This window comes from Pseudomonas sp. EA_15y_Pfl1_P101 (assembly GCF_963970835.1).
Classification (GTDB): Bacteria; Pseudomonadota; Gammaproteobacteria; order Pseudomonadales; family Pseudomonadaceae; genus Aquipseudomonas; species Aquipseudomonas tritici.
The window spans coordinates 57,923-75,272 of sequence record NZ_CAXAPA010000005.1 but is presented as its reverse complement, the minus strand read 5'-3'; the positions used below and the strand labels follow the sequence as shown (position 1 = coordinate 75,272).

Genomic DNA, 17,350 nt, shown 5'->3' with positions numbered 1-17,350 from the left:
TTATTCAGGTAGATGGGCCACACCATCTGAATCAGTCATCGCGCGCTCCAACAAATCCGCCGGCAAGTTCTTGCTGGCCCGAGCACCGAGCAACCGCAATTGCTCGGTCCGGCTGACCAGATTTCCGCGTCCATCTGTCAACTTGTTTCGCGCCGAGCTGTAAGCCTTATCCAGCTGTTGTAAGCGGTTACCGACTTCATCCAGGTCTTGGATAAACAGCACGAACTTGTCATACAGCCACCCCGCACGCTCGGCGATTTCCCGCGCGTTCTGGCTCTGGCGCTCCTGCTTCCACAGGCTATCGATCACCCGCAGGGTAGCGAGCAACGTGGTGGGGCTGACGATCACGATATGGCGGTCGAACGCTTCCTGGAACAGATTCGGTTCGGCCTGCAAGGCAGCGGAAAACGCTGCTTCGATCGGCACGAAAAGCAACACGAAATCCAGGCTGTGCAGGCCTTCCAGGCGCTTGTAATCCTTACCGGCCAAACCTTTGACGTGGTTGCGCAACGACAGCACGTGCTGCTTCAACGCCGCCTGGCCGATCACATCATCATCCGCTGCCACGTACTGTTGATACGCGGTGAGGCTGACCTTGGAGTCCACCACCACCTGCTTGTCGCCGGGCAACATGATCAGCACGTCTGGCTGGAAACGCTCGCCGTCCGGGCCTTTCAGGCTGACTTGGGTCTGGTACTCGCGGCCTTTCTCCAGGCCAGCATGCTCCAGCACCCGTTCAAGAATCAGCTCGCCCCAGTTGCCCTGGGTTTTCTGGCCTTTGAGGGCACGGGTCAGGTTGGTGGCTTCGTCTGACAGACGCAGGTTCAGTTGCTGTAGGCGCTCAAGCTCCTTGGCCAGGGAAAAGCGCTCGCGCGCCTCGCTCTGATAGCTTTCTTCCACGCGCTTTTCGAAGGACTGAATACGCTCTTTCAATGGGTCGAGCAGTTGGCCCAGGCGCTCCTGGCTGGTTTCGGCGAAGCGCTGTTCGCGCTCGTCGAAGATCTTGCCGGCCAGCTCGGCGAACTGTGCACGCAGTTCATCCCGCGAGCCTTGCAGGTCGGCGAGGCGTTGTTGATGGCTGTCCTGTTGTTCACGCAGTTCAGCGCGCAAAGCGGCCGACAACGCATCGAGGCGGCGCAGCTCAGTCTCCCTGGCGCTGCGGTCGAGGTTCCAGGCGTGGGCGGCGTCGCGAGCGTTGTCGCGGTCGATCTGCAGCAGTTCGACTTCGCGGCGCACGGCGGCCAAGTCAGCCTGCTTGGCTGCGTTGGCCTGGCTCAGATCGCTGATCTCATCGCGGCTGGCATCCAGCTGTGCGGCGAGGCCTTCCTGAGCCAGTTGCGCGGTCGCCAGGCGCTCTTCGAGCAGTTCCCAGCCGGTCATGCGCGCGGTCAGCCGACGCTGAAGCTGCCAGCACACGGCCAATAAAGGCACAGCTGCGCCAGCAAGTCCCAGGGCGATACTGGTCCAGTCAAAAACCATAGACATGTCTGCCATCACCGAAAAAAAGCAAGGTTAGCGGAGCACAGGGCCTGAGGACAGCTCAGTCTTCGACCTGGCCCAGTTCACGCTGGGCGCGGCGGTCACCGGCGCGGGCCGCCAGGCGCAGCAGGTCGTGGCCGATGCGGCGGTCGCGGGCATTTCCGCACTCACGGCACATCAGCTGGCCCAGGCGGCTTTGTGCGGCAACCACGCCTTCACGGGCCGGCTGCTTGAGCAAACGCCCGGCGAAGTGTTTGACGTTGGTGTTGTGACCCAGGCGGGGGCTGTCGAGCAACCACAAGGCAACTTTCAAGGAGAAGCGTTTGGGAGCGGTAACAGTTTGAGGAGTGTCGGTAACAGAAGGTGATACTGAGCGAAACTTCATAAAGCACTGCGGGACAGAACGGAAGGCGCGCCACTCTACTCTTTTTTTCGTACAGGTAAAGCTGAAAAAACTCTGTACGCCCGTTCTAGAGCAAGCGCTCGGGACAATCCACAGAAGCTGTGGATAACTCAGTGGACAACCCTGCTTTAACTCGCGCAAAGCCCCATGGTATGGGGGCCGCAGTCAAACTGACGATTTTTTCACCAATAAAAAAAAGCGAGATTTTTCATTGACTTAAATTTCCAATACAGGCTAAAGGCGGCGCTCAAGCGCCGTTGACAGCGGGGTTACACACCGCGCAACTAATGTGCACAAGTACCCATCCGCCGGTTATATCGCCGGCTTTTCTTGACGCAATTCGCCGCAAAAATGTTACCGCCAGGGCAAAACGGGGACTTTTCAAATCTTTGCTGGCTCGCCACACTCCCCGCCCTACAACGCAACGGTGGGTGAGTCGATGAAAGGAATGCTGTTGTTTGCCGTGTTGCTACTGGCCATCTGTTCCGCCTCCCTGGGAATCAATGCGGCACTGCCCTCACCGGATGGTGCGCTGTTTGCCATCGCTATCCTGCTGTCGGCGGCTTTCACTGCGGTGAGCCTGTGCATTGAGTTGGGCGAAGGCCGCATCAATGACATGGCCGATGTGATGAAGGCGGTCGAGACCGGCCAGTCACTGCGCTTGACCCTTGCCGCCTACGGATTGGGCTGCTCACTGGCAGCGGCGATCACTGTGCTGGTCTATCGAGGCATGCTGGGCGGCTGATTGAAGTTTTTTGACTTGCGCACTTCCCTAACCTGATTCAATCCGTTACTATCCGCGGCGTTAGTACCAAGCTGAAAGTCAATTCTGGTCGAACAAGTCCCCTGAACAACACGGGATCGATCACCTCGATGGTTTCCAGGTATCACTTGCGACGACACAGCCTTTGAACAAACAAAGGGTGTCGCGAAGTTTCAATACTCTGACCGAACCAACCTGCAAATTGATCAGGATCTTCACCCCGGGCCCAGAACCTTTGCCCCTGTTGTGTTGCCTGCCCTCCTAAGTACCTACCTGCCAGCCCAAGCGCGCCTAAATTATCAGCGCTTCAAACTGGCTGCTTTGTTCCAGTCGGGTTCTTCGTTTGATCAATAGTGATCAACGTCACTGGAACGTTTTAATACGGCACGGTTCTTATCCGTGTCATTTGTAGGAACACCCATAACATGAACGCTCAAATCCATACTCAGGATGCCATTCGCACCCTCACCAACGCTTTTGCCCCAATGAACTGCCTGATTATGGCCGCTCGCAAAGGCTGCTTCAGCTTCACCCTGGTTAACGAACACGGCATCGCGCGTCACAGCGAACGCCTGTACCCCGATCAATACTCCAGCGCAGAACCGCTGCAGGCCGTGATCGAGCGTACCCGTCAGGCACTGGTTGCCTGATCGACCCGAGTCGCTGAAACACAAAAGACCCTGCTCAAAAGCAGGGTTTTTTATTGCCTGCGATTTGAGTATCGAACTTTTGCCCTAAGTTCAAATAGATATAACCGTTATAACTGGATGGCGAAGATGTTTTAAAAACAGTCCTTTACATCACGAATATGACACTACACTTCAACTCAAGCGGCTTGATCCGCTTCCGGCGAGCCTGAGAGCCGATCCACCGCTGCCAAGCCCCCTTCTCAGGACTCGCCGACCACTTTCACGGATTGAGGCTTGTATGGGTATCGCTGCCAGCGAATTGTGTCGTTATGTGATTCGGCCGACCTTGCTGTACCTCGGCCGCCATAACCCAGCAGCTGAGTCCCTGTTGCTGGGCATTGCCGCCAGCCAGTCGGAACTCGGTTCCGCCCTGCATGACCGGCGTGGACACGGCCTGTACAGCATCACCGAACCTCGCCATCGCGCCTTGTGGGACGATTACCTCGCGCTGGACCCCGATCGCGCGAGCCTGGTACGCGGCCTGGCAAGCCAGCATGCATTCCTCAGCGCGCCGCAACTCGAACTGACGGTCAACCTGCGCTACGCCACGGCCATTGCCTGGCTTTTAGTCGAACAACACACTCCCGCACTGCCTCCGCCGGGTGATCTGCTGGGTATGGCGCGTATCTGGAAAGAAATTTTTCACCCTCAGGGACGCCTGCGTGATTTCACTCAAGCCTGGCAAACCTGCGTTTCACCCATGAATCACGTGGTTTGCTGACCGGGCAATTTGCAAGATTCGTCAAAAAACCTGAATCCTGGTCGGATTGTCCTACAAAACCGCTCTATCTCCTACGTTTCAGCCTATAGCGCGATGTTAAATTTATTGATACTTTCCGCAGCGGTGATCACTCGGAGTTCTAATAATGAAAAAAGTAATGCTCAAGACCACACTTAGCCTCGCCGTAGCTATGGCCTCTTCTCACGTTTTCGCAAGTGGCTTTGCCCTTAACGAACAAGACGTTGCCGGGATGGGTACGGGTTTCGCAGGCCGCTCTTCTTCTGCCGAAAATGCAAGTACCGTTTATGGTAACCCTGCCGGCATGGCTCGCCTTGAAGGCCAGCAAGTCACTGGCGGTGTTGCGGCGATTGACGCTTCGACCAACATCAAGGATGTCAGCGGCCGTTCCAGCGGCTCGAACAAAGGCGACATGGTGCCTTTCACTGCCGTTCCTTTCGGCTTCTACACCAACAAGCTCAACGAGCAATGGGCTGTCGGTTTCGGCGTCTATGCTCCGTTTGGCCTGGTGACTGACTACGAAAGTGGCTTCCAGGGCAAAGCCTTTGGCAGCAAAAGCGAAGTCACCGTCATGACGCTCCAGCCGACGGTCAGCTACGCCTTCAACGACCGTGTTTCCATCGGTTTTGGTCCGACCATCAACCGCATCGCCGGTACGCTTGAGTCCGATATCAACCTGCCAATCGCGGGCACCGGCTCCAACAACATCAAGATCAAGGGTGATGACACCGCCATCGGTTTCAACGCCGGCCTGCTGGTTCAAGCCACTGACACAACCCGCGTGGGCCTGACCTACCACTCGAAAGTGAAGTACAAGCTCGAAGGCCATACCGAAGTGACCAAAGGCACCAACGTGCCGTCCGCAGTGCTGAACAACGGCCGCTACGACGCTTCGTTGAAGATCGACACGCCTGAATCCTGGGACCTGTCGGTGACTCAAGACATGAGCGACGCGTGGAAACTCTACGCAGGCGCCACCTGGACACGCTGGAGCCGCCTAAAAGACATCACCGTTAACAACGAGGGTGTATCGGCCGCAGCCGGTAGCGGTGGTTTGGCTCCGCAAATTGTCGGCACCATCAAGGAAGACCAGAACTGGCACGATACCTGGGCCTATGCCCTGGGTACCTCGTACCGCGTCACCAAACAAGTGGTGCTGCGTACCGGCCTGACCTTCGACCAATCGCCGACCAACAACACTGATCGTTCGCCACGTATTCCTACCGGTGACCGGACGATCTTCAGTCTGGGCCTTGGCTACGACGTCATGCCCAACATGACCGTCGACCTGGCGTACTCGTACCTCAAGGAAGAACCGGTCAAGGTCGCTCGCGCCAACGCACTGGGCCAGTCCTACAACGCTAAGTACGAAAACAGCGCCAACGGCTTTGGCCTGGGCGTAACGTACAAGTTCTGATCTGACGCCGCATAAAAAAGCCCCGCTCTCCTGCAAAGGAGACGGGGCTTTTTAATGGCTGACAATCAGGGCTTGGAAGCGATCGCCTCTTCCACCGCCTTGATCAGGTCCGGGCTGTCCGGCTTGGTCAGGCTGGAGAAATTGGCGATCACCTTGCCCTGTCGATCCACCACGTACTTGTAAAAATTCCATTTCGGCGGCGCGTCGGTCTGCTGCGCTAACACCTTGAAAAGGTGTACCGCATCCGGCCCCTTGACCTTCTGTGGCTCGGTCATGGTGAAGGTCACGCCATAATTCACGTAGCAGACCTTAGCCGTCTCTTCGCCGGTCTTGGCTTCCTGCTTGAAGTCATCGGAGGGCACGCCGATCACTTCCAGCCCTTCGCCCTTGTAGCGCTGGTACAAGGCTTCGAGGCCTTTGAACTGGGGGGCGAACCCACAAAAGCTCGCCGTGTTGACGATGACCAACGGTTTGCCGGCAAACCGCTCGCACAGGTCGATGGATTCCTTGGCGCGCAGCTTGGGCAACTGGCCTTCCAGCAGCGGCGGGCAACTGGCAGCAGAAGCGGCACTGCCAATTGCCATCAGGATGGGTACAGCGAGCCAACGCATCTGCATGTCGTGTGTCCTTGAAAATAATCAGGCCATGAACTTAACAGATCGTCATACCCAACTGCATCAACGCGAGACCACCTTTCTGCCAGCCCCACCAGGCCAGCAGTACCAAAGTGCCCCCCGCGATGACGACTAAACCACGTATCGCTATGCTCATGCCGCCTCCATCTGCGCCTGCAATCGCGCCACTGGCCGCTCACGCACCGGCCAGTTCAACGCCGCGGCGAGCAGGCTTAACAGAACTGCCACCTGCCAGATCAAATCGTAGTTACCCGTTCGATCATAGACCACCCCACCCAACCAGCCCCCCAGGAACGAACCGAGTTGGTGGAACAGGAACACTATCCCACCAAGCATGGAGAGGTTTCGCACACCAAACAACGTCGCGACGGTGCCGTTGGTCAGCGGCACGGTGGACAGCCACAGGAAGCCCATCGCCATACCAAACGCATAGGCCGTAACTTCGGTAACCGGCGCCCACAGAAACACCACGATCACCACCGCACGCAGCAGGTACAACCCTGTCAACAAACGCGGCTTGGACATGCGCCCGCCGAGCCAGCCAGCGGTGTAGGTACCGAAGATATTGAACAGCCCGATCAGTGCCAGCACCGTGGTGCCTGTGGTGGCTGGCAAGTGCTGATCCACCAGGTACGCCGGCAGGTGCACGCCAATAAACACCACCTGGAAACCGCAAACAAAAAAGCCAAAGGCCAACAGCCAGAACCCGGAGTGAGAGCACGCTTCCTTCAAGGCTTCACGCAAGGTTTGCTGACCGGCCATCACCGGCAGTGGCCGGTCCTTGAGCATGGCGACCAGTGGCAGAATCAGTGCCACCATCAAGCCCAGCGCAAGCAATGCGGCGGACCAGCCCAGCCAACTGATCAAACCCAGTGTGCCCGGCACCATGGCGAACTGACCGAACGAACCGGCAGCACTCGCGATGCCCATCGCCATGCTGCGTTTTTCCGGCGCCACGGCCCGGCCGACCACGCCAAGGATCACGGAAAACGACGTGCCGGACAGCCCGATACCAATCAACAAGCCAGCGCTGAGCGACAACGACCAGGCCGAATCAGACATGCCCATCAACACCAGGCCAACGGCGTACAGGATGCCACCAACAAACACTGCTTTAGTGGCACCAAACCGATCGGCCAGGGCGCCGGTAAACGGCTGCGCCAAACCCCAGATCAGGTTCTGCAAAGCGATCGCAAAGGCGAAGGTCTCACGGCCCCAGCCGAACTCGCTGCTCATCGGCGCCAGGAACAGGCCGAAACCGTGCCGCACACCCAACGACAGTGCCAGGATCAGCGCACTCCCCACAAGAATCCAGCCACTGGTGCGCCACATGGAAGTCATTTCTTATTCTCCGCTCGCGGGTATATACCCGCTTATAGTCGAACAACCCCGCGTTCAGGCGAGTTCGTCCAGCAAGGCCAACAAGGTTTCGCGTTTTTGCGCGCCGAGTTGATCGATCAATTTTTGCTGCGCCGCCTCCCAGGCGGGTAAAGCTGCAGCGAGTCGTGCCTCACCGTCCGCTGTCAGCATCACCAGGCGATTGCGCAGGTCATCGCCTTCCACCAGTTGCACCAGGCCTTCGCCTTCCAACACCCGAAGGTTGCGCCCCAAGGTGCTGCGGTCAAGTCCCATGGCTTCCGCCAGGCTGGAGATGCTCGGCTGATCGAGCCGCTGCAAGTTACACAGCAACGAATACTGGGCGACGTTAATCCCGAAGCCATCAAGGGCGCCGTCGTAATGCCTGCTGACGCCACGGGCGGCACGTCGCAGGTTGGTACATAAACATTGGGAGGCCAGCATGGAACGTGTATATACCCGCGATTAAGGAAATGCAAGAAAGTGTTACAGCGCCAGAGCGACCAGAACCGCGACTTCCAGCAGTTCCAGCAAGGCGCCAGCGGTGTCACCCGTGGTGCCGCCCAGGCGATTGACCATCAGTCGGCGCAGGCCCATGAAGCAGATTGCAGCGAGCAATACCGCAAGCCCACCCCTGAAGCCGCCGATCAGGATGCAGGCCAGGCCGCTGAGGATCAGTACCTGTTGGCCGACGATCCTCGGTAAATGATCCGACAACGCCTGGCCCAATCCTCCGGCACGCACATAGCGCGTGGTCAGAAACAGCGCCAGCATCGATGCGCGTCCGATCAGCGGCGCCAGGATCAGCGCTACGCCGTCATGTTGCTCGATCAAGGCCACCAAGGCGGTGAACTTGAGCAGCAGCGCCAACCCCAGGGTGACCACGGCAATCGGCCCGCTGCGCGGGTCCTTCATGATCGTAAGCGTACGCTCGCGGTCGCCGAAGCCCCCCAGCCAGGCATCGGCGCTGTCCGCAAGACCGTCCAGGTGCAGGCCGCCGCTGAGCAACACCCAGGCCGTCAGCACCAGCGCCGCATGCAATAACAACGGTGCGCCCATCAACGCGGTGTTCAAAGCCCACAACAGCAAACCAAACAATACGCCGACCACCGGATAAAACAGCAGTGAGCGTCCCAGTTCCTGAGGCTGCGGCATGCCCGGCAGACGAATCGGCAGGCTGCTGAGAAATTGCAGGGCGATCCAGAATGGCAGCATGATCACGCCAGCGCCTTTAGCACGCCGTCAGCACAAACTTGCAGGCTGAATAACCCACCGTGACCGACTTCGACATTCAAGAGTTGCTCCCGGGGCAAACCGCGTGCCTGTGCCAATAACAGGCGCATCACGCCGCCATGAGTGACCAACAGCACGCGCTCACCCGCATAAGTCTGGTGCAGGCGTGCGACAGCACCCAACACGCGCTCGGAAAAGTCACTGACAGGCTCCCCTTCCGGCGGCGTGAAACTGTAGGGGTCGGCCCAGAACAGGCCCAGCCCTTCGGCGTCGGTCTCCATCAAGGCCGCCGCGCTCTGCCCTTCCCAGGCGCCGAAGTGCAGTTCTTGCAGTGCCTTTTCCAGCGTGACCGGCACATTGAGCTGAGCGCCCAATTCATCGGCAAACCGCGCGCACCGTTGCAGCGGCGAACTGACCACGCGGTCCCACGGCCCCTGCTCCACTACCGCCGCGCGCATCTGCGCCCAACCCTTGGCGGTGAGTGCGTCGTCCAGGCTGCCACGCAAGCCGCCGCCCAGCTCGGTTTCGCCGTGTCGCAGCAGGTCCAGGCGCAAGGTCATGCCGGGCGGCCTGCCACGGCGGCTTCGGCGAAGGTCGCCATCTGCCCGTGCAGCGCACAGGCCAGGCGCAACAACGGCACGGCCAGCGCTGCGCCACTGCCTTCGCCCAGGCGCAGGCCCAGGTCCAGCAGCGGTTGCGCGTCGAGGCTTTGCAGCACATGACGATGACCTGGCTCGGCACCACAATGGCCGAACATCAGCCACTCCCGGCACGCCGGGTTCAAGCGCGTCGCGACCAGCGCGGCGACAGTGCAGATAAACCCATCCACCAGCACCACGATGCCTTCTTGAGCACAAGCCAGATACGCGCCCACCAGGGCGGCAATCTCAAAGCCGCCGAGATTGAACAGGGTAGGCAATGCATCACCGCGCCGTCCGGCGTGTAACGCCAGTGCACGTTCGATCACGGCCACCTTGTGGCTAACGCCCTGGGCATTCAATCCGGTGCCCGGCCCCGTGAGATCACTGACCTGGCAGTCGAGCAAGGCACACGCTAGCGCACTGGCAGCGGTGGTGTTGCCGATGCCCATCTCGCCGCCGATAAACAACTGCGCACCGCTTGCCAATGCACGATGCACGCTGTCGCGTCCGGCTTGCAGGGCCAATTGCCCCTGGACCTCGGTCATCGCCGGACCGTTGACGAAGTTTGCGGTGCCCGCGCCAATATTCAGGTGACGTACACCGGGCAGGTCCAGGGACGGATTCACCGTGCCAAGGTCGACCACTTCCAACTGCGCACCCAGCTGCCGCGCCAACACGCTGATAGCCGCGCCACCCGTGACAAAGTTATGCAGCATCTGCCCAGTGACTTCCTGGGGGAATGCCGACACGCCTTCCGCGACCACGCCATGGTCACCGGCGAAGATGACGACCCACAGCTGATCCACCGACGGTTTGACCTGACCCTGCAAGCCGGCCAGTTGCACCGCCAGCGCTTCCAACTGGCCGAGGGAACCGGCCGGCTTGGTCAATTGCTGCTGGCGCGCCAGGGCTTGTTCATACACTTGAGCATCACTCGCCTTACACGGGTTGAGCCACCAGGTGTCAGTCATAACGCAGTACCTTTCAAAGTCAGGGGCAGGCCGGCAACGGTCAGGACCACACGCTGACACTGCTCGGCCAAGGCTTGATGCAGCCAACCGGCTTCATCCACATAGCGGCGAGTCAATTCGCCCAGCGGCACGACACCCAGACCGGTCTCGTTGCTGACAAAAATGATTTCACCCGGCAGCGAGGCCAGGGTTTGCAGCAGTTGATCGCGCTCCAGAGCCAGGCGCTTCGGGTCTTCGAGCATCAGCAGATTGGTCAGCCACAGGGTCAGGCAATCCACCAGCAGGCAGCCCTCGGCAGCCGCGTTTTCGCGCAGCACACGCGCCAGTTCGATGGGCTCTTCGACCAGGCCCCAATGGTCGGGGCGACGTTGACGATGCAAGGCGACACGCTCATTCATCTCGCCATCCAAAGGTTGGCTGGTGGCGATGTAAGTGACCGGCAAAGCGCTGTCGCTGGCGAGTTTTTCGGCAAGACGGCTTTTGCCGGAACGGGCGCCGCCGAGGATCAGTTGGAGCATAGCGTCACACCTTTATTTACAACGCGATCAAATGTGGGAGCTGGCTTGCCTGCGATGCAGTCACCTCGGTGTATCAGGGAGACCCGGTTGATGCCATCGCAGGCAAGCCAGCTCCCACAGGGGGACAGTATGTGCACCATTAAATCCCGCACAGTTTGCGTAACAGCTCGGTGTCCAGGTGGTTCTCCACCAAGTCGGCCAGGCGCTCGATATCGCGCTCGCGCAAGGCGTGGTAGTCGACCTCCTGCACATCCTGCAACCCCGCCCAACGCAGCAGCGCACTGCACGCGGCCGGGGTTTCGAACACGCCATGCAGGTAAGTGCCGATGATCTGCCCGTCCGCACTTTGCGCGCCATCGCTGCGGCCGTCATCGAGAAGCACAGCGGCATTCGATAAAGCCTCGCCGGAAGTCACGCCCGCATGGATCTCATAACCGCTGACGTCGGCATCTTCCAGCAATAGACGCCCGCGTACGTTGCGCAGCTGTTTCTCTTCTTCCAAGGTGGTGCTGAACGCCAATAACCCAAGGCCCTCGCTGGAGCCGGCAAGCCCTTCCAGGCCCAGCGGGTCATGCACCTGCTCGCCGAGCATCTGCAAGCCGCCGCAGATGCCAAGCACTTTGCCGCCGTAGCGCAAGTGCCGCGCCACGGCGCTGTCCCAACCGTTGGCACGCAGATAGGCCAGGTCGCTGCGCACGCTTTTCGAGCCAGGGAGGATAATCAGGTCGCCAGCAGGGATCGGCTGGCCTGGCCCGATGAATTGCAAGTCCACTTGGGGATGCAAACGCAGCGGGTCGAAATCCGTGTGGTTGCTGATGCGCGGCAACACCGGTACCACCACCTTGAGTACCTGCGCAGCCTTATCGATCTGGCGCTGATCGATGCCGTCTTCAGCTTCCAGATGCAGGTCCATCACGTAGGGCAATACGCCCACCACCGGTTTTCCGGTGCGCGCTTCCAGCCAGTCCAGGCCCGGTTGCAACAGCGCAATGTCGCCGCGAAATCGGTTGATGATGAAGCCTTTGACCCGTGCCTGCTCGCTGGGCGAAAGCAGTTCAAGGGTGCCGACCAGATGGGCAAACACCCCGCCGCGATTGATATCGGCGATCAGCAGCACCGGGCAATCCACTGCTTCGGCAAAGCCCATGTTGGCGATGTCATTGGCGCGCAGGTTGATCTCCGCCGGGGAGCCCGCGCCTTCCACCATCACGACGGGGTAGGCTTGGCTCAACCGTGCGTGGGAGGCCAGCACCGCCTGCATCGCGATGGCTTTGTAGTCGTGATAGGCCACCGCGTTCATGCTGGTAACAGCGCGGCCGTGGATGATCACTTGGGAACCGGTGTCGCTGTTGGGCTTGAGCAGCACCGGGTTCATATCGGTGTGCGGCGCCAAGTTGGCCGCCTGGGCCTGCACCGCTTGCGCACGACCGATCTCGCCGCCCTCGGCCGTCACGGCGCTGTTGAGCGCCATGTTCTGTGGCTTGAACGGCACCACTGGCACACCCTGGCGCACCAACCAGCGACACAGCGCCGTCACCAAGGTGCTTTTGCCGGCGTCGGACGTCGTGCCTTGCACCATCAACGTACTCATGTCGCGTCCTTATAGGCGGCCAGAGCTTCGTCCAGGCGTTGCCAGTCGGCATCGGTATCCGGCAGGCCAAAACGCAAGCTGCTGTTATGGACAAACAGGCGCAGCAGGATGCCGCGCTGGGCCATGAATTCATGCATGCGTTCGGCGTGCGGCGTGATCAGCCACTGGAACAAGGCGCAACCGCCCTGAGGTTGAAAGCCGTGGCGCTCCAGCGTGGTAAACAAGCGCTGGCTCGCCTCGATGCAGCGCGCGCGTTGCCGCGCATGCCCGGCACTGTCGCGCAGGCAGATTTGGCCCAGCACCCGCGTCGGCCCGCTGACCGCCCAAGGGCCAACCTGCTCGGCCAGCAACTTGAGCAGCTTGCGCTCGGCCAGTACGAAGCCCAGTCGCACACCGGCCAGGCCGAAGAATTTACCGAACGAGCGCAGCACAATCAGGCCGACCTGATGCGCCTGGCCCGCCAGGCTCAATTCCGGGGTCACGTCCATGAACGCCTCGTCCACCACCAACCAGCCGCCGCGCTGGGCCAGCCGCGAGTGCCAGTCCAGCAAGCGTTGCGGGTTCAGGCTCAGGCCGGTGGGGTTGTTGGGATTGACCACCACCAATACGTCAAGGCCATCAAGAAAGAAGTCGACTTCCTGCTCCAGCACTTCGCGCACTACGTAACCGGCGCGGCGCCAGGCTTCGGCGTGTTCGGCATAGCACGGCGACAATACCCCGACTTTGCCGGCGCGACGCAGACGTGGCAGCAACTGAATCGCCGCCTGGGAGCCAGCTACTGGCAACAGATGCGCCGCGCCGTAATACTCGCTGGCGGCCTGCTCCAGGCCGTCATCGGCTTCCGGCAGACGCGCCCAGGCGCGCAGCGGGATCTCGGGGATCGGCCAGGGCCAGGGCGCCAGGCCGCTGGACAGGTCGAGCCAGTCAGCTTCGGCAATTCCGTACTGAATCGCTGCCTTGCGCAGCCGGCCACCGTGCTCAAGCATAAAACTGCCCCCCGACGCATAGGATCAACAGCCACAACCATACGCCGCGCTGCACCAGTTGCCAGCCACAGTCGATGGCGTCCGCATCCGCCCCAGGGCCTTCGCCCAGTGGCGGACGTTGATGCACTTCACCGTGATAGATCGCCGCACCGCCCAGCTCAACGCCGAGCGCGCCTGCACCGGCAGCCATCACCGGGCCGGCGTTGGGGCTGTCCCAGGTCGGGCCTTGGGTGCGCCAGCATTTGAGCGCCAGACGGGTCTTGCCGAGCACGGCATAGGTCAAGGCGACCAGGCGTGCCGGAATGTAGTTCAGCACATCGTCGATTTTTGCCGCAGCCCAACCAAAGCGCTCAAAGCGAGCGTTGCGATAACCCCACATGGCGTCGAGGGTATTGCTCAGGCGATAAAGCACCACGCCCGGCACGCCCGCCACCACGAACCAGAACAACGCGGCGAAGACTGCGTCACTGCCGTTTTCCAGCACCGATTCGGTGGCGGCTCGGGCAACTTCAGTACGGTCCAGTTCGCTGGTCTGGCGGCTGACCAGGTAGCTCACGCGCTTGCGCGCTGCCTCCAGGTCATCGCTGCGCAGGGCCTGTGCCACCGGGATCACATGCTCGCCGAGGCTGCGCATGCCGAGGGCGCAATACAGCGCCAGAATCTCCACTACCCAGCCGATATACGGCGCCCACGACAACGCCGTGGCCAGCAGGGTCAGCGGCACTACGGCGATAAACCACGCGGTCACGCCATGGCTGCGCCAGCCACGGCCACCGGTGTTGAAACGTTGCTCGATGCGCCCGGCGAAATTGCCGAATGCCACCAGCGGATGCCAGCGCCTGGGTTCGCCCAGCAGCGCATCCAGCGCCACTGCAGCGACGCACAGCAAGGCCACACTCATTGACTCACTCCCCACACATTCTCATACAACATATCACTCAGCGGCCGAGGCTCGGTCCAGCCTTCGAGTTGCAACATCGGTGCCGGGTAGAACTCCGTTACCGGCCCCAGGCACAACACGGCCAGGGGTTTCGCGCCGGGCGGCAAACCGAGCAGATCGGCCAGGGCCTGGGGTTCGAACAACGAGACCCAGCCCATGCCCAGGCCCTCGACACGCGCGGCCAGCCACAGATTCTGAATGGCACAGGACAGCGAGGCCATGTCCATTTCCGGCAAGGTACGACGGCCGAAGATGTGCCGCTCGCGATCATCCATCAGCGCCGCCACCAGCACTTCGGCGCAGTCGTGGATGCCTTCGACCTTGAGCTTCATGAACGCGTCGGAGCGCTCGCCCAGGGCTTCGGCGGTGCGTATGCGCTCTTCTTCTACTAACTGCTGAATCTGCCCACGCAGTTGGCGATCGCTGATGCGGATGAAACGCCAAGGTTGCATCAGACCGACGCTGGGGGCCTGGTGCGCGGCCTGGAGCAGACGGTGCAGCAATTGGGGGGCGACAGTGCCGCCACTGAAGTGGCGCATGTCACGGCGTTCGGCGATGGCGCGGTAGACGGCTTGGCGGTCGGCTTCGGGAAAGGCGTTGTCAGTCATGGCCTCATCGCGGGCAAGTCGAATCGTCGCACCGCCCCTCCCACATTTTGATCTGTTAACACTGTCGATGTGTGTGGCTTGCCTGCGATAGCGACATCCCGGCCTGGCGCAAACAGTGCGGCTACAGCGGCTGGATTCGACGGAAAATAAAAATGCACGTAAGAAGCCGTCATCCGTCCCTGACGGTAAACCGCCTCGGCACCGCGCCCACCATTGGGGCTCAAACCCCTGGCAATCGGCTGCCAGTCGGTGCTGGTCAGGGAATGGTGATAGGTGTGACCGCGCAGCGTGCCTTCCGGCAACTCGACACTTTGCAGCGCCAGGGCCGCCAGTTTCTTTTGCATCACCGCATCGCCCTGCAACAGGCCCACCAGTTCGGCGCGGGTGCCGTCGACATCGGTGAGCGAGTCCAGCAGGTAGAGCATGCCACCGCATTCGGCGAGCAAGGGTTTGCCGGCCGCATGGTGAGCGCGGATCGCGTCGAGCATCGGGGTGTTTTCCGACAGCGCCTGGTGATGCAGCTCCGGGTAACCGCCGGGCAAGTAGAGGCTGTCGGCATCAGGCAATACGCGATCGTGAATGGGCGAGAAAAACTTCAGCTCCGCGCCCATGGCCCGCAACAGGTCAAGGCTTGCGCCGTAGGTAAAGGCGAAGGCTTCGTCGCGGGCCACCGCAATACGCACGCCATTTAGCAGTGGCTCGGCCTCGATCACTTCCGGTGCTGCAAAGGCGACCGGCGGCGGCAAAGCCACTTCGCAACTGCTGCCCAAGGCTTGGGCAGCGGTGTCCAGGCGCACATCAAGGTCATTCAGTTCGCTGGCTTGCACCAGTCCCAGGTGACGGCTAGGCAGCTCTATACCGGTCTCACGGGACAACGCGCCGTACCAGCGCAGGCCTTCGGTGAGGCTGCCTTCCAGCAATTGCGCATGGCGCAGCGTACCAACGCGGTTGGCCAGCACCCCAGCGAACGGCAAGTCCGGCTGATAACGCGCCAGGCCCAATGCCAGGGCGCCAAAGGTCTGGGCCATGGCCGTGCCGTCGATCACGCCCAGTACCGGCACGCCGAAGTGTCGTGCCAGGTCGGCACTGGACGGTGTGCCGTCAAACAAGCCCATCACGCCTTCGATCAGGATCAGGTCCGCCTCGCCCGCCGCTTCCCACAGCAGGCGGCGACTTTCCTGCTCGCCCACCATCCACATGTCCAATTGATACACCGGCGCACCGCTGGCGCGCTCGTGGATCATCGGGTCGAGGAAATCCGGGCCGCATTTGAAAACGCGCACCTTGCGACCCAGGTTGCGGTGCAATCGGGCCAGCGCGGCGGTGACGGTGGTTTTGCCCTGGCCGGACGCCGGTGCGGCGATCAATACGGCCGGGCAATGACGGGGCTGATTCAAAGTTCGACGCCCTTCTGTGCCTTGATACCGGCCTGGAACGCGTGCTTGAGCATGCCCATTTCGGTGACGGTGTCACCCATTTCGATCAACTCGGGCTTGGCGCCACGGCCGGTGACCACCACGTGCTGCATCGGCGGGCGGGCCTGCAAGTCACTGAGCACCTGGTCCAGTTCGAGGTAGCCGTGCTTGAGGGCGATGTTCAGCTCATCCAGCACGACCATACCGATGCTCGGGTCTTGCAGCAGTTCGCGGGACACCGCCCAGGCGGCTTCGGCCGCGGCGATGTCACGTTGGCGATCCTGGGTTTCCCAGGTGAAGCCTTCGCCCATGATGTGGAAACGTACTTGCTCGGGGAATCGGCGGAAGAACAACTCTTCACCGGTGCTGTAGCGCCCCTTGATGAACTGCACCACACCGCACTGCATACCATGGCCCATGGCCCGGGCCAGCATGCCGAATGCGGAGCTGCTCTTGCCTTTGCCGTTGCCGGTCAATACCAGCAGCAGCCCGCACTCGTTGGGGGAGTTGGCGATGCGTTCGTCGATCACGGCTTTTTTGCGCAGCATGCGCGCCAGGTGGCGTTCGTCGCGGTCGGGGGAATCGGTCATGGCAGCTCTCCGTTGGGGCTGGACAAAAACGGCGGGCAGGAAAAAAGAAAAACAGACAGCCAAGCATCGCCCACCGTGATGCTGTTGGATGTACCAGGCCGGTCTCCGGGCTCATGAGTGGCGCTCCTCTCTTGATTGAAAGAGCGAGCAAGCCGACGTTGCGCCTTCCCATATCGCGAGGCGATACAGTGGCAAAAGGCAGCGTCTTGACTCATCTACCGTTGCGGGGGCAGCGCCGGAATCGCGGCAGCACTGTGTACAAGTGCGCTCACTCACCGGCTTCCCTGTTTCACTCGGTCGACCCATAGGTCACAGAGCACCTGGAACAAGCCGCGAAGGTTAGTGGGTTGGGGGTGGAGCGTCAATGAAAGCTGAC

19 protein-coding genes and 1 riboswitch are annotated in these 17,350 nt (G+C 60.9%); of the genes, 4 read left to right on the top strand and 15 right to left on the bottom strand.

Features of this window, described 5'->3' with window-relative positions; all coding sequences use genetic code 11:
• Positions 1-1,365, bottom strand: coding sequence for a DNA recombination protein RmuC (gene rmuC, locus AACY36_RS09475; protein WP_339416769.1), 1,365 nt, complete (start codon positions 1,363-1,365; stop codon positions 1-3).
• Positions 1,366-1,540: 175 nt separating this feature from the next.
• Entirely contained in the window at positions 1,541-1,864 is a 324-nt protein-coding gene (locus tag AACY36_RS09470) for a hypothetical protein (protein ID WP_025855837.1), read from the bottom strand.
• A 457-nt stretch (positions 1,865-2,321) separates the two neighbouring features.
• Between AACY36_RS09470 and AACY36_RS09465 the strand changes: the two genes are divergently transcribed.
• The 4 genes from AACY36_RS09465 (at position 2,322) to AACY36_RS09450 (ending at position 5,490) form a co-directional block, all read left to right on the top strand.
• Complete coding sequence (locus AACY36_RS09465; RefSeq protein ID WP_339416660.1) at positions 2,322-2,627, top strand: hypothetical protein; 306 nt, start codon at positions 2,322-2,324, stop codon at positions 2,625-2,627.
• Positions 2,628-3,070: 443 nt separating this feature from the next.
• Entirely contained in the window at positions 3,071-3,295 is a 225-nt protein-coding gene (locus AACY36_RS09460; protein ID WP_003175353.1) for a hypothetical protein, read from the top strand.
• A 277-nt stretch (positions 3,296-3,572) separates the two neighbouring features.
• Positions 3,573-4,055, top strand: a complete 483-nt coding sequence (locus tag AACY36_RS09455) for a hypothetical protein (RefSeq protein ID WP_339427401.1) — start codon at positions 3,573-3,575, stop codon at positions 4,053-4,055.
• Positions 4,056-4,200: 145 nt separating this feature from the next.
• A complete protein-coding gene (locus AACY36_RS09450; protein WP_339416662.1) occupies positions 4,201-5,490 on the top strand; it encodes an OmpP1/FadL family transporter in 1,290 nt (429 codons plus the stop codon).
• Between the two features lie 65 nt (positions 5,491-5,555).
• Here AACY36_RS09450 and AACY36_RS09445 read toward each other — a convergent pair whose 3' ends face one another.
• The 13 genes from AACY36_RS09445 to cobO form a co-directional block, all read right to left on the bottom strand.
• On the bottom strand, positions 5,556-6,107 hold the full coding sequence (locus AACY36_RS09445) for a glutathione peroxidase (protein WP_339416663.1): 552 nt from the start codon (positions 6,105-6,107) through the stop codon (positions 5,556-5,558).
• 150 nt (positions 6,108-6,257) lie between these two features.
• A complete protein-coding gene (locus AACY36_RS09440; RefSeq protein ID WP_339416771.1) occupies positions 6,258-7,457 on the bottom strand; it encodes an MFS transporter in 1,200 nt (399 codons plus the stop codon).
• A gap of 63 nt (positions 7,458-7,520) precedes the next feature.
• Positions 7,521-7,925: a MarR family winged helix-turn-helix transcriptional regulator gene (locus tag AACY36_RS09435; protein WP_049712119.1), complete on the bottom strand. Its 405-nt coding sequence runs from the start codon at positions 7,923-7,925 to the stop codon at positions 7,521-7,523.
• A 42-nt stretch (positions 7,926-7,967) separates the two neighbouring features.
• The gene (locus tag AACY36_RS09430; RefSeq protein WP_339416664.1) at positions 7,968-8,696 is read right to left on the bottom strand and encodes an adenosylcobinamide-GDP ribazoletransferase; all 729 of its coding nucleotides are present in this window, start codon (positions 8,694-8,696) and stop codon (positions 7,968-7,970) included.
• Positions 8,697-8,698: 2 nt separating this feature from the next.
• Positions 8,699-9,274: an alpha-ribazole phosphatase family protein gene (cobC, locus tag AACY36_RS09425; RefSeq protein ID WP_339416665.1), complete on the bottom strand. Its 576-nt coding sequence runs from the start codon at positions 9,272-9,274 to the stop codon at positions 8,699-8,701.
• On the bottom strand, positions 9,271-10,326 hold the full coding sequence (cobT, locus tag AACY36_RS09420; protein WP_339416666.1) for a nicotinate-nucleotide--dimethylbenzimidazole phosphoribosyltransferase: 1,056 nt from the start codon (positions 10,324-10,326) through the stop codon (positions 9,271-9,273). The genes cobC and cobT overlap by 4 nt, the downstream gene beginning before the upstream one ends.
• Entirely contained in the window at positions 10,323-10,844 is a 522-nt protein-coding gene (cobU, locus tag AACY36_RS09415; protein ID WP_339427399.1) for a bifunctional adenosylcobinamide kinase/adenosylcobinamide-phosphate guanylyltransferase, read from the bottom strand. Before cobU ends, cobT begins: the two co-directional genes overlap by 4 nt.
• Positions 10,845-10,983: 139 nt before the next feature.
• Positions 10,984-12,435, bottom strand: coding sequence for a cobyric acid synthase (locus AACY36_RS09410; protein WP_339416669.1), 1,452 nt, complete (start codon positions 12,433-12,435; stop codon positions 10,984-10,986).
• On the bottom strand, positions 12,432-13,421 hold the full coding sequence (cobD, locus tag AACY36_RS09405) for a threonine-phosphate decarboxylase CobD (RefSeq protein ID WP_339416671.1): 990 nt from the start codon (positions 13,419-13,421) through the stop codon (positions 12,432-12,434). The genes AACY36_RS09410 and cobD overlap by 4 nt, the downstream gene beginning before the upstream one ends.
• The gene (gene cbiB / locus AACY36_RS09400; RefSeq protein WP_339455441.1) at positions 13,414-14,322 is read right to left on the bottom strand and encodes an adenosylcobinamide-phosphate synthase CbiB; all 909 of its coding nucleotides are present in this window, start codon (positions 14,320-14,322) and stop codon (positions 13,414-13,416) included. Before cbiB ends, cobD begins: the two co-directional genes overlap by 8 nt.
• Positions 14,319-14,969 carry a 5,6-dimethylbenzimidazole synthase gene (gene bluB / locus AACY36_RS09395; RefSeq protein ID WP_339416674.1) on the bottom strand — a complete coding sequence of 217 codons (651 nt, stop codon included), beginning with the start codon at positions 14,967-14,969 and terminating at the stop codon, positions 14,319-14,321. Before bluB ends, cbiB begins: the two co-directional genes overlap by 4 nt.
• Positions 14,966-16,366 carry a cobyrinate a,c-diamide synthase gene (locus tag AACY36_RS09390; protein ID WP_339416676.1) on the bottom strand — a complete coding sequence of 467 codons (1,401 nt, stop codon included), beginning with the start codon at positions 16,364-16,366 and terminating at the stop codon, positions 14,966-14,968. The genes bluB and AACY36_RS09390 overlap by 4 nt, the downstream gene beginning before the upstream one ends.
• On the bottom strand, positions 16,363-16,974 hold the full coding sequence (gene cobO / locus AACY36_RS09385; RefSeq protein ID WP_339416677.1) for a cob(I)yrinic acid a,c-diamide adenosyltransferase: 612 nt from the start codon (positions 16,972-16,974) through the stop codon (positions 16,363-16,365). Before cobO ends, AACY36_RS09390 begins: the two co-directional genes overlap by 4 nt.
• A 79-nt stretch (positions 16,975-17,053) precedes the next feature.
• A riboswitch (cobalamin riboswitch) is annotated at positions 17,054-17,313 on the bottom strand.
• Between the last annotated feature and the right edge of the window lie 37 nt (positions 17,314-17,350).